This is a genomic window from Roseomonas genomospecies 6, from assembly GCF_008365375.1.
Taxonomy (GTDB): Bacteria; Pseudomonadota; Alphaproteobacteria; order Azospirillales; family Azospirillaceae; genus Azospirillum.
Genome location: NZ_QOKW01000057.1, coordinates 1 through 11,368, shown reverse-complemented (window position 1 = coordinate 11,368; position 11,368 = coordinate 1). Strand labels below are relative to the sequence as shown.

At 61.6% G+C, this 11,368-nt stretch carries 11 protein-coding genes and 1 tRNA gene; 7 read left to right on the top strand and 5 right to left on the bottom strand.

What is annotated here, in order from left to right; genetic code table 11:
- Positions 1-180: 180 nt before the first annotated feature.
- From DS843_RS30415 to DS843_RS30400, 4 genes are all read left to right on the top strand, one after another.
- A complete protein-coding gene (locus DS843_RS30415) occupies positions 181-1,086 on the top strand; it encodes a hypothetical protein (protein WP_149472553.1) in 906 nt (301 codons plus the stop codon).
- A 167-nt stretch (positions 1,087-1,253) separates the two neighbouring features.
- On the top strand, positions 1,254-1,592 hold the full coding sequence (locus DS843_RS30410; protein ID WP_149472552.1) for a hypothetical protein: 339 nt from the start codon (positions 1,254-1,256) through the stop codon (positions 1,590-1,592).
- Between the two features lie 534 nt (positions 1,593-2,126).
- Positions 2,127-2,399 (top strand): hypothetical protein, encoded by a 273-nt coding sequence (locus tag DS843_RS30405; protein WP_149472551.1) that lies wholly within the window; start codon positions 2,127-2,129, stop codon positions 2,397-2,399.
- A gap of 172 nt (positions 2,400-2,571) precedes the next feature.
- On the top strand, positions 2,572-3,228 hold the full coding sequence (locus tag DS843_RS30400) for a hypothetical protein (RefSeq protein WP_149472550.1): 657 nt from the start codon (positions 2,572-2,574) through the stop codon (positions 3,226-3,228).
- Positions 3,229-3,901: 673 nt separating this feature from the next.
- On the opposite strand, the gene DS843_RS30395 is transcribed toward DS843_RS30400, so the two are convergent.
- Positions 3,902-4,060, bottom strand: a complete 159-nt coding sequence (locus DS843_RS30395; protein WP_149472549.1) for a ribbon-helix-helix protein, CopG family — start codon at positions 4,058-4,060, stop codon at positions 3,902-3,904.
- 132 nt (positions 4,061-4,192) lie between these two features.
- Here DS843_RS30395 and DS843_RS30390 point away from each other — a divergent pair, with 132 nt between their 5' ends.
- Positions 4,193-5,251 (top strand): site-specific integrase, encoded by a 1,059-nt coding sequence (locus DS843_RS30390; RefSeq protein ID WP_149472548.1) that lies wholly within the window; start codon positions 4,193-4,195, stop codon positions 5,249-5,251.
- A 169-nt stretch (positions 5,252-5,420) separates the two neighbouring features.
- Here the strand turns inward: DS843_RS30390 and DS843_RS30385 are convergent.
- The 3 genes from DS843_RS30385 to DS843_RS30375 form a co-directional block, all read right to left on the bottom strand.
- Positions 5,421-5,497: transfer RNA gene (locus DS843_RS30385), tRNA-Arg, on the bottom strand.
- 97 nt (positions 5,498-5,594) lie between these two features.
- On the bottom strand, positions 5,595-6,599 hold the full coding sequence (locus DS843_RS30380; protein WP_286192413.1) for an alpha/beta hydrolase: 1,005 nt from the start codon (positions 6,597-6,599) through the stop codon (positions 5,595-5,597).
- The gene (locus DS843_RS30375; protein WP_149472547.1) at positions 6,589-7,587 is read right to left on the bottom strand and encodes an ABC transporter ATP-binding protein; all 999 of its coding nucleotides are present in this window, start codon (positions 7,585-7,587) and stop codon (positions 6,589-6,591) included. Before DS843_RS30375 ends, DS843_RS30380 begins: the two co-directional genes overlap by 11 nt.
- A 184-nt stretch (positions 7,588-7,771) precedes the next feature.
- Between DS843_RS30375 and DS843_RS30370 the strand changes: the two genes are divergently transcribed.
- Positions 7,772-7,954, top strand: coding sequence for a zinc-finger domain-containing protein (locus tag DS843_RS30370; RefSeq protein ID WP_149472546.1), 183 nt, complete (start codon positions 7,772-7,774; stop codon positions 7,952-7,954).
- Positions 7,955-8,301: 347 nt separating this feature from the next.
- Positions 8,302-10,365: a putative bifunctional diguanylate cyclase/phosphodiesterase gene (locus DS843_RS30365; RefSeq protein ID WP_149472545.1), complete on the top strand. Its 2,064-nt coding sequence runs from the start codon at positions 8,302-8,304 to the stop codon at positions 10,363-10,365.
- Positions 10,366-10,424: 59 nt separating this feature from the next.
- Here the strand turns inward: DS843_RS30365 and DS843_RS30360 are convergent, their stop codons facing one another.
- Positions 10,425-11,021 carry a PDC sensor domain-containing protein gene (locus tag DS843_RS30360; RefSeq protein ID WP_149472544.1) on the bottom strand — a complete coding sequence of 199 codons (597 nt, stop codon included), beginning with the start codon at positions 11,019-11,021 and terminating at the stop codon, positions 10,425-10,427.
- Between the last annotated feature and the right edge of the window lie 347 nt (positions 11,022-11,368).

Below are 11,368 nucleotides of genomic sequence, written 5' to 3'. Positions count from 1 at the left end.
ATCGCCGCGCTCGGCGATGATACGGCCATCAGCTTGCCCGCCGTGGCCGCCTGATACCCCCGGCCAGATCGCGGGGAACCATGATGATTGGCTTGTCCAATCCTACACCACGGCACGGGACACGATCTCACCAAAAGCCGCGACGATGCCATTGAGCGCGCTGAGAAGTCGGCAAACACGATGACCATCGAAGGGAAGGCGGTTTGGAGTGCTGCGGAGAGTTACTACGCGCTCACATTGGAACTGAACAGCGCGAAACTCGCAACCGAAGCTCTGCGGTTGGGTGAAGGTACCATCATCGACGTCAAGGCCAACGAGCGCGTAACCGATTTCCTGACCGAATTTGGCAAGAAAGCGAACATTGTGGGCAAGTCGCTTGCCGAACTTGCTCAGGCTGCTGGTGTTTCACTTGAAGACCTTCGTCAGGGCTTCCGCGCTATCGAAGTCGAGCGCGCCAAGGTCAACGCGCTGAAGCGCGCAAAGGACTTGGCGACGGAGACCGAGGAAACCAAGCGCCTTGCGGATGCCACCCTTCAGGGAGCCAACGCAGCGGCGGAAATGGCGAAGTCCATCGAGATTGAACGCCAACTCCGCGCCATGGGGCTGGACGCGAAGGACAAGGACCTTCAGGCCCTTCGTTCCGAGATCGCGGCGAAGCTGGAAGCGGCGGAAGCCTCTCGGGAATACCTCCAGGCCGCGCGGGAAGGAGAGTCCATCCTTGAGCGCTACGGCGACGGTGCGACCCGCCTTCGTCTTGGCCTTGAGAAGTTGAACCGGACGCAGCAGGTTCTTGCCGAGAACGGCAAGATGACGCCGGAACTGCAACAGGCATTCAGCAATGCCGCCATCGACATCGCCAAGCAGACCAAAACGATTGAAGGAGCCTTCTTCCGATCCTTTGACGGCATTGGGGACGCATGGAGCGACCTTTTTGAGAAGATGTTGACGAAGGGAAAGGCGAAATTCAGCGATTTTGCCGATGTCATGAATGACATCTTCACGAAGGCACTGGCCGAAATGGCTTACTACGCCATCGCCCGTCCGGTGATTGTTCCGCAATACGTTGCGGTGGACCTCAACGAATAAAGGATCAACCAATGTCGATCTTTAACCTTTCACTCACGCCAGCCAAGGCGGAAATACTCTGCGACGAACTGGCGTTTGATCTTAACTATCGACCGAAACACGCCATGACAAAAGTCGTCTGTCTCCCGGCAAAGGGCATTGTCCTCTTCGGGTAGGGCACTCAGCTTGTGACGTGGCGTCTCGTCAATCACATCGAATCCAGCGACGTAATTGGCTTCAATGACCTATGCGAAGTTGTCCGCGTTGGGCTTGATGAAGCTCTGGATTATTGGGACCTTGACGGCGGAGAACTTTACGTCGTCGCAGGGTACGACCACGAACGCAAGCGCGTGCGTGCTGCCGAAGTATCAGCAATCGAGTTCGATATCGTTGGGCAAACCGCCGCCCGCATCCCTGCCAGTGTGAGAGAACTCGGGGACGGTATCCACCTCTATCCGGCCCTGGCCGGTGCGAATGTCCCGCCCAAGGGAGGCGTGGAACTTCTGAAGAAAGCGGCCTTGGTTTAGCACCAGACCTATTCAGCCACTCGTACCGCTTCTGGTGGGAGACTTTGGCTCTACACCGTCAAGCGCGAAGCAATGAATGTCGAGAAAGTCGGCGTTCTTCCTGAAATCCATGTGAACTGAATACGCCATGCCATTTGCAGGGCGTTTCTTTCGGAGCAGAACGCTCCATCATCTCCAATAGATCAACTTCGGAGGACTCAATGCCTGAAGTTAATGACTTACAGCCGATACCCTCGCGCGAACTATTCATCTACACACTCAAACGCTGCGCAGATGACGCATACCTTGAGTGTCACCCCAATCCAAATCGGGTGGTTCGGCGGGCGATGAGGGTCAAGCTTCGGCCTGTGTATGAGCTAATCAAGACGCTCACCAGGGAAAGCGTATGGGAAGAATCCCTCGCTGAAAATTTATCAGAACAAGAAGTGACGGCGTACCTCATCATGTCATTCGCGCAGGATATCGCCCTAGGTAACAATCCACTCGATCCCACTTCGCATTCACAAATCTACCAAAGGCACTTGATGGGTCACAATGACTGAGGCTTCCGACCTTTACCCCACACGAGCAAAGTACTTTGACGCAATACTTGAATGCGTCGAACAATTAGCCGCTGAGGAAGTTCCTGAAGGTGGCCGTCGCATCCGCAAAGCGGCGCGAGCGATTGCCAAAAGGAAACTGAATAGCGCCATTCCGGCAAGTCTCTGGAATGACGTCCTGAACGGAAACGCAAAAAAGCAAGAGCGGTACGCAATCGATTTTCTCAAAGTTATCGAACGCGCTCTTGTCGATGTTCTCGAAGACTAGAGAAAAACGAAATGACCATATCTCGACGACGCAGACCACGCACCGCTGAAGAAAAGAAGAAACTCGCTTGGTTGTTCCGCAAAACTGAAAAACCTGTACCGGGACAGCCGCAACGCTCGCAGATCAAGAGCATCTTTGATCGCACAGATATCGAACTGGAGGCTTACGAATAATGCAACACCATGATCCGACATTCCATCGAGACGCTGACGGAAACCCCGTCGTTTCGCGCCAACCATTTCCCAATGAATACGTTGTTGGTCCGAACACCGGCCCAATTGAACGCGCAATCGCTGAGAAGGCCGGTTTCCGCCTCGTCGAGTTGAATGAGGAGGGCCGGGTTGTCACTCCGCTGGCCGATTATCTGAAGGACGAACCCGACGCATTTGCGCCCAAGTGGGGGCCGCTCGCGGAGGAGATTCGACGCGGGTTCCACCCAGCCGCTCAGCCTGCCCAGGTTGACCCCGCGCCGACCAACAAGGAATTCGCGGAAGTGCGGTTCCATCGCGGCGAAGGGGCGCAGACCTTGGTATCGGAGAGCTTCGACGACGGGTCTTCGATTACCTACACGACGGGACAGCGGAGCTACATCGAGACACCTTCCATCACGATCAAGCCGCGCACTTTCAATCCGTTCGTCGATATGGATTCCTACGTCGAGGCGCGCCGCGCGGGGCTTGTTCCTGGCGTTCGCGTGAAGGACAACGCAACGCCTGCCGACCAATTCGACATGGATGCTTATCGAGAACACCGCAAGGCTACGGCGAAGCGTGACGAGATGACGGATTGGATCGCGGCGCGCAGACGGGGGGAGGTTCCGTCATGCTGAGCATGCCGCGATGGTTTTCTGATGATCTTCCCGACTGGGAAAAGGAGGGTGCGCGGTAGCGCGCCCTTCCTGAACCCGTGACGGAGGACGCCCCAGTTGCCGCGCCGACTGCGTTCCCGGTGAAGGCCGAACCAACGGCCAAGCCCGAACGGTATGCTATGCTGAACGCGCTGAAGCGCAGCGCACACCGTCGCCCCGGTGAAGCCCCGCGAATGTGGGGGCAACCGTGATATCCCGCGCCGATGTCCTCTTGCTGGCGTTGGTTGAATTATCCCGACTTGCCAGCGAGGCGAACACTGAACTACAGCGCGTCAAAGCTGAACGCGCTCAGAAGCGAAAGAAGCGCGGTGTGCGCCGCAACCTTCAGCAAAGAAAACAAAGGAGAAACGTGAAATGATTGCGTTCTAGCAATTCGATGGCGGTGAATACGCCCGCATTGACATTCCAGGCGCAAAGCCCATCGTTTTAATCCGCGAATCACTACCGGGTTATGGATGGCTTAAGTGTCCAAATACGCATGATGCCGCTGTGCTGGTTCATAAGCCGCAAATTAACCAATGGGAGTTCAAGGGAAATTTCTAAACCACGGAAGAATGTTTGCCGTCGATAATTCCTAGTATGTGAATGTGAGCGCACTGCCCAACACCGAGCGTGCGCTCTTTTTTGTGTCTAGTCACCTTTTTTCAGGGAGAAGTCCTTTCTCCCGCAGATGGGCAATTAGCAAACGCTCGACATACTGTGCGACCGTTCGCCCATCGTCCTTTGCCGCCTTTTCCAAAGCGGCTTTCAATTCCTCTTCAACCCGAACCGAGATGGCAGCCGTCCTAGCCATGGATGCAATCCGCACACAATGAATGACAATGAGCGTTGACAACAGCGCTCGACCGCATCAATCTGCACACAATTGCATACTCGGTCAACGCCTTCGTCTCATCGGTTCAACGACAAGATAAAAGCAGAAGAAATGGCAAGAACAAAGCTTGAAGTTCCAATATTCCGTCTTAATCGCGCCAAAGACGGCTATTACCATATCCGCTACGAAGAGAACGGACAGACAAAGCGGAAATCAACGGGCACTAAGGACCCCAAAGAAGCCGAACGAGTTCGCGCGCAGTTTGCCGCTGATTACGTAAAGCCGAAGCTTCGTCCCTCACCGACAATCGGAGAGGTATGCAGCGCTTATATCAAACACCGCACTCCGCTTGTGGCAGCACCGGAAACTCTGCCATATGTATTCGCCGCACCAATCCGCCTCTTGGGTGATCTGAAAGCCGAGTCGTTCACCCAAACTCAGGTGGCCGATTACGTCACCCGCCGAGGAAAGGAGAAAGCTCAATCTCGATTCGCGGGCCGCTACAACGGCGCGACCGTGAGCGAAGCCACTATCAGTAAGGAACTGAGAATGCTTCGTGCGGCGATGAATTGGGCGTTTTCGGAAGACATGCTCGAACGGAAGCCCGAATTCCGCATCGAACTGTCCGCAGGCAAGGTCCGCGACGATTGGATCACGAAGGAGGAAGCTAACGCGCTTATGCGTGAAGCCTCCCCCCATCTGGCGCTGTTCATCTTAATCGCCCTTTCCACCGCGAAGCGACGGGAGGCAATCCTTGACTTGAGATGGGACAACATTGACCTGAGTCGTCCCGGTCATGAGAGCATCGATTTCGGTGACGATGTTGGGAACAAGAAGCGTGGCGTAACCCCTATCGCAGGGAACACCCGCCTTATCGCGGCCCTGAAGGACGCTAAGGAACGTGCTGTCACGGAGTACGTCATTGAATGGCGCGGTGCGCGAGTCTCGGACGTAAAGAGGGCTTTATCAGCGGCGGTTAGACGGGCAGGCATCCCTCACGTCAGTAGCCACGTCCTGAAGCACACGGCGATCACGTGGATGGTTCAGGCTGGCGTCTCGTTCGAACGAATCGCCAAGTTCGCCAATACCTCGAAGGAAATGGTGGAGAGGGTATACGGCCATCACTCCCCCAGCTTCGTTTCTGAGGCTATCGCGGCTGTAGCGTTCTGAACATCCGCCAACTAAGCGCTTGATTTTGCTAAGGAAATGGCTTCGCGCCGTTCCCTTTTCTTTCCTGTTCTGTGCCTGGAATGTATTCGAATCCCGGCATTCTGCCTGGAAACGGGGGACCCCGCCGCTTATAGCGGCGGGAAAAACCGTTGTTTTTCAACGGGGAAACTGGCGGACCCGAATGGATTCGAACCATCGGCCTCTGCCTTCGGAGGGCAGCGCTCTATCCAGCTGAGCTACGGGTCCGTCATCAGCGGAGGCGCACCATAGCGAAAAGCCTCACCGAGTGCAAACACTCCTTTCGACATTTTTTCACACCCCCGCCGGGGCCGCCCGTCCGGTCCTACTTCGCGGCCAGAAGGCTGCTGTTGCGGTCGGCGCCGCTCGCCAGGGGTTGCTTGGGGTTCTCGATCCAGGCGGCGATGTCGTCGACCACCACATGAGCCTTCAGGTCGCGAAGCAGCATGTGCCAGCCGTCGGGGTAGACCGCCACCACATGCCGTCCGCCGGCCTCGAAGTCACGGACGGCGCGGTTGACCGGGGTCTTGGGCAGCACCTCCTCGTGGGCGCCGTAGAGCACCAGGGACGGCACCGCCAGATGGCCGCAGGCGGCCAGGGCGGTGCCCATCAGGTCGGTCAGCCCCTCCAGCGCATCGACGCGGGAGCCCTTGATGACCAGCGGGTCGCGGCCCAGAGCGCGCAGCATCTCGATGTTGTCGGAGGCCTGGATCTTCAGCTCCTTCGGCGGGTGCACCACCATGCCCGGCACCATGTTGTAGCTGAACCAGAGCAGCGCCCGCGGGAAGATGCCCATGGCGTCGCGGCCCCAGACGGCGGGGGCGACCAGGATCGTGCCGTTCACGGCGGGCGGGTTCGGGCCGGTCATGGCGGCCAGAACCACGGCGCCGCCCATGCTCTCGCCCATCAGGTGGAGCGGCACGCCGGGGTGGCGGGCGTGGATCTGCCCGACCGCCGCCTTCAGGTCGGCCACCAGCGTGTCCGTTCCCGGCCAGATGCCGGTGTTCCGCGTGGCGCCGAAACCGCGCTGGTCATAGGCGTAGACCGCGATCCCCCGGGCGGCGAGGCGGCGCCCGGCGCCGTCGAAGGCGTTGGAATAGTCGTTGTAGCCGTGAAGGGCCAGAACCACCGCCCGCGGCGCCCCGTCCTCGGGCAGCCAGCGGCGCAGCGGAAGCTCGAAGCCGTCGGCGGCGATCAGGGCGCCGTCGGTCAGGGCCGGCTGGGTCATGGGAAGGCCCATCGGCTGATAGGCCGGGGTGCAGCCGGGCAGCAGAAGGCCAACCCCGACGATCAGTTTCGCAATGCGTCCGGCAGCCGCGCTACGCCGCATCGTTCACGGTTTCCTTTCGCGCGTGCGCGCCGCCGGTCAGTTGCAGGAAGATGTCCTCCAGGTCCGATTCCTCGGTGCTGAGGTCCACCACCCCCAGCCCGGCCCCGGCGAGCGCGGACAGGATGCCGTCCACCCGTTGGCGGCTCGGCTGGTAGCGGACGATCAGGCGCCGCGGCTCGGCCAGTTCGGCGGTGAAGGCCGACAGGCCCTCCGGCACGGCGTCCAGGTCGCGGTCCACGACCACGCTCATCGCCTTGGCGTCCACCCGGCGCAGCAGCGCCGAAGTCGGCTCGCAGGCCACCACCGTGCCGTGGTTGATGATGGCGATGGTGTCGCACAGCTCCTGCGCTTCCTGAAGGTAGTGGGTGGTCAGGAGCACCGTCGTGCCTTCGCGGTTCAGCTTGCGCACATGCTCCCAGAGCTGGATGCGCAGCTCCACGTCCACGCCCGCGGTGGGTTCGTCCAACACCAGGACGGGCGGGGTGTGGACCATCGCCTTTGCCACCATCAGCCGCCGCTTCATGCCGCCCGACAGCGAGCGGGCGTAGGCGTCGGCCTTGTCGCGCAGTCCCACGGCCTCCAGCAGGGCTTCCGTCCGGCGCTCCCCCTTCGGCACGCCGTAGAGGCCGGCCTGAAGCTCCAGCATTTCCCGCGGGGTGAAAAAAGGGTCCATGTTCAGTTCCTGGGGCACCACGCCGATCGATGCGCGCGCCTGGCGCGGATGGGATTCGATGTCGGTTCCCCAGATCGCCACGCTGCCGCCGGTCTTGTTGACCAGCCCCGCCATGATGTTGATGAGTGTGGATTTGCCCGCCCCGTTCGGACCCAGCAGACCGAAGACCGAACCGCGGGGAATCGCGAGGTCGATCCCCTTCAGCGCCTGCTTCGGACCGGCCTTGCCGGCGGCCTGATAGGTCTTGGTGAGGCCGCGCACCTCTACGGCGTGGGCGGGCAGGGCGATGGCGTTCAGCGGGGCATGCGCAACCATGGAATCGAAACGGGCCTTTCCGGTCTTGCCCCCGGGTCCGAATCCCCGAGGGCCGATCGTTTGTCCAATCACTTGATCCGTCCGGCGCGTTCGGTATGATCCGACCCCGCGCGCGTGCCTCATTCGGTGGGCATCTTAACGATGGCGTTAACGCGCGCGTGTGTCAAAGTGGAGGATGTCTGCCATGCAGCCGATTGAAACGATTGAAGTCGAAACCCTGACCGTCGGGTGCGACGGCGGCGGCGGCGCTCTCGGCCACCCGCTGGTCTATCTGACGCTGAGCGCCGAGGGGAAGATCGAATGCCCCTATTGCTCGCGCCACTTCGTCCTGAAGGAAGGCGCCAAGACGGGCACGCACGGGCACTGATCCGGGCACCGGCGGGGCGTGCGGCACCGCTTTCCTTGCATTGCGGAAATCCCGCGTGACCCGAAGGGCCGGAGCGATCCGGCCCTTTTCGCGTGTCCGGGCCGGGGATTGATTCCGTGGCACGCCCGCCACTTTTCGCCGCGCCGATGCAACGGCCGGGAGGGTGTGCGTATATGCCGCTTTTATTGCAATTGTGAAAAATATAGAACGAACCGCCTTGACGCGCGCCGTGATCCGCCTTCTACTTTTTTGCGGCGCAAAAGAGGCGTCCTTCGCAATTGCCCGCTCAGGTCGTTCGCATGCTTTTTCCTGAGGCCACCGCTCTCGCGCCAGAAGAGGCCCGGTCCATGAGCCAAGAGACGGAAGAGCAGTACAGAAGTATTTTCGAGAACGCGGTCGAGGGCATTTATCAAACCACGGTGGACGGGCGTTATCTGCGGGTCAATCCGGCGCTGGCGCGCATCTACGGCTACCGGTCGCCCGACGACCTGATCGACAACCTCACGGACATCGCCGGCCAACTCTACGTCGACCCCGGCAAGCGCGAGGCCTTCGCGCGGCTGATGGCCGAACGCGACGTGGTGCAGAGCTTCGAGGCGCGCGTCTTCCGCAGCGACGGCTCGATCATCTGGATTTCGGAGAACGCGCGCTGCGTGCGCGATGCGCAGGGCCGCATCCGCTATTACGAAGGCACCGTCCAGGACATCACCGAGCGCAAGCAGCACGAGGAGAAGATCCGCCTGCTCGCCACCGTCTTCGACAGCGTGGCCGACGGCATCCTGATCGTGGACCCCGAGCTGTCGGTGCAGGCGGTCAACCCGGCCTACGAGGTGATGACCGATTTCCAGCGGGAGGAGCTTCTCCACCGCCCGCTGGTGATCTTCGCCCCCGGCTCGCTCGAACGCGCCTTCATCGAGGACATCTGGCACACCGCCCGCACGGAAGGGCGCTGGCAGGGCGAGGTGACCAGCTTCCGCCATTCCGGCGAGGCCTTCGCGGCGTCCCTGTCGGTCACGGCGGTGCGCGCGCCGGGCGGTGCGCTGGAGCATTACGTGCTGACGCTCGCCGACATCAGCCAGCGCAAGTCCCAGGAACACCAGATCCGCTATCAGGCCAGCTTCGACCGGCTGACCGACCTGCCGAACCGCTGGCTGGTCTGCGAGCGGCTGGAGGAGGCGATCGTCCGCGCCCAGCGCATGCGCACCAAGGTCGCCGTGGCCTTCCTGGACCTGAACCGCTTCAAGCAGGTGAACGACACGCTGGGCCACCATGCCGGCGACGACCTGCTGAAGCTGGTGGCCAAGCGGCTGCGCAATTGCACCCGCGTGTCGGACACGGTGGGCCGGCTGGGCGGCGACGAGTTCCTGATCGTCGCGCCCGACGCGGTGGACCGCGCCGCCGGCGCCCGGCTGGTCGAGAAGATCCTCTATTCGATGGGCGAGCCCTTCGCCGTCCACAACCAGGAACTCTTCTGCGGCGCGTCCATCGGCGTGGCCTTCTTCCCCGACGACGGCGAGACGGCGGACCAGCTTCTGCGCAACGCCGACCTCGCCATGTACCACGCCAAGCGCAACCCGGAATGCAAGTTCGTCTTCTACGAGGCGGGCATGCGGGAGCGCACCGGCTTCACGCTGGGGCTGGAAAGCGACCTGCGCCGCGCCGCCGCGACCGGCGAGGAGTTCGAACTGCATTTCCAGCCCAAGGTGGACATGCCGCAACGCGGCTCCCGCCGGATGATCGGGGCGGAGGCGCTGATCCGCTGGCGCCATCCGGTCCGCGGCCTCGTCAGCCCGGCGGAGTTCATCCCGCTGGCCGAGGAAACCGGCCTGATCTGGGAAATCGGCGCCTGGACCCTGAAGGAGGCTTGCACCCGGCTGGCCGGCTGGCTGGCTGCGGGGCTGGACGTCGCGTCGGTGTCGGTCAACCTGTCGCCCCGCCAGTTCCAGGACGCGCGGCTGGTGAGCTTCGTCCGGGACGTCGTGGACGGCAGCGGCGTCCCGCCCGAACGGCTGGAGCTGGAGCTGACCGAGGGCGCCATGATCGGCGACATCGAGAAGGCGGTGACCATCCTGCATGGGCTGAAGGGCATCGGCATCCGCCTGTCGATCGACGATTTCGGGACCGGCTATTCCTCGCTGGCCTATCTGAAGCGGTTCCCGATCAACACGCTGAAGATCGACCGCAGCTTCGTTCGCGACATCGTGCAGTCGGCCACCGACCCGGCCATCGTCGGCACCATCGTGAATCTTGCCGACAGCCTGGGCTTCGACACCATCGCCGAAGGGGTGGAGACGGAGGAGCAGGCGGAGATGCTGCGCCTCCAGCGCTGCACGCGCATCCAGGGCTTCCTGATCAGCCGCCCGCTGGACGTGGACGCGTTCGAGCGCTTCGTGGCGGAGAACGCCGGGTAAGACGGATTCACGGTGGCGGCTTCCCGGCCGGCTGCGGACCGGCGGGAAGCCGCTCCCCGTCAGTTGCCGAGCTTGTTGGTGTCGAGCACGATCATCGCGACGCCGATCTTCTCCTTGCTGGCCGGGTCGAGCACGGGAACGCTGACCTCGGTCAGCATGGCGTTCGTCTCGGCGTCCTTCTCCGGGTCGGTCATGTAGAGGTCGGAGCCGCCGCTGTAGACCTTCTGCCATTTCGGCTCGTCGCCCTGCCAGTAATCGGACGTGCCGCCGGTCTGGGCCACGTTAAGGCCACGGGCGTCCATCAGCAGGATTTCCACGATCCGGCCGTTGCTCTTGTCCGTCACCTCATTCAGGCGCTTGGACACGGCGTTCGCGGCGATCTTGTCGTAGGTGGGGTTGGCGGATTTGGCCTTGGCCGCCGCCTTCCAATCATTGTCCATGGCGTCGATCTTCGCCTGGTCGAGGCCCTTGTGCGTGATGTTCTGGGCCTTGACGGCGTCGACGACCGCCGGTTCGGCGAGCCAGGTCTGGGTCTGCGGGCTCACCGTCTTGCGGACATTGGCCTCCAGGGCGGGGTCGGCGGCGTAGGCCGGCAGGGTGCCGAGCATGGCCAGAACCGCCGCGGCGGACAGGAGCAGCGAAAAGCGTTTGGACATCCATTCCTCCCATGATTGATCCGCCCGCGGTTTGCCTTTGTGGTCTGTGCTCCGCGGGCGAGGAAACCATAGGCCCCGCTTCAGCCCGGCTGTCAGAGGGAGGCGTGAATTATTCCGTGAGACGGAAAATCAGCAACACTAACCATTGTTGACCTTGAATGGCGCTCCTTTCCCCGGCCCCCTCCCCAACCCTCCCCCTCGAAGAGGGGGAGGGTTGGGGCATAGGCGCTAACATAAGGCTGATGCGATAGATGTGTCCGGCGTAACGGAGTGCGCCGGGCTCTGTTTTCCGGGGATGCTTTCAACTGATCCCGCCGATGCCCCCTGGCGCACGGTTGAGACGCTGG

Coding starts and splice junctions, on each gene's coding strand:
- DS843_RS30415 (WP_149472553.1), top strand. CDS start 181: ATGACCATCGAAGGGAAGGCGGTTTGGAGTGCTGCGGAGAGTTACTAC.
- DS843_RS30405 (WP_149472551.1), top strand. CDS start 2,127: ATGACTGAGGCTTCCGACCTTTACCCCACACGAGCAAAGTACTTTGAC.
- DS843_RS30400 (WP_149472550.1), top strand. CDS start 2,572: ATGCAACACCATGATCCGACATTCCATCGAGACGCTGACGGAAACCCC.
- DS843_RS30395 (WP_149472549.1), bottom strand. CDS start 4,060: ATGGCTAGGACGGCTGCCATCTCGGTTCGGGTTGAAGAGGAATTGAAA.
- DS843_RS30390 (WP_149472548.1), top strand. CDS start 4,193: ATGGCAAGAACAAAGCTTGAAGTTCCAATATTCCGTCTTAATCGCGCC.
- DS843_RS30380 (WP_286192413.1), bottom strand. CDS start 6,599: ATGCGGCGTAGCGCGGCTGCCGGACGCATTGCGAAACTGATCGTCGGG.
- DS843_RS30375 (WP_149472547.1), bottom strand. CDS start 7,587: ATGGTTGCGCATGCCCCGCTGAACGCCATCGCCCTGCCCGCCCACGCC.
- DS843_RS30370 (WP_149472546.1), top strand. CDS start 7,772: ATGCAGCCGATTGAAACGATTGAAGTCGAAACCCTGACCGTCGGGTGC.
- DS843_RS30365 (WP_149472545.1), top strand. CDS start 8,302: ATGAGCCAAGAGACGGAAGAGCAGTACAGAAGTATTTTCGAGAACGCG.
- DS843_RS30360 (WP_149472544.1), bottom strand. CDS start 11,021: ATGTCCAAACGCTTTTCGCTGCTCCTGTCCGCCGCGGCGGTTCTGGCC.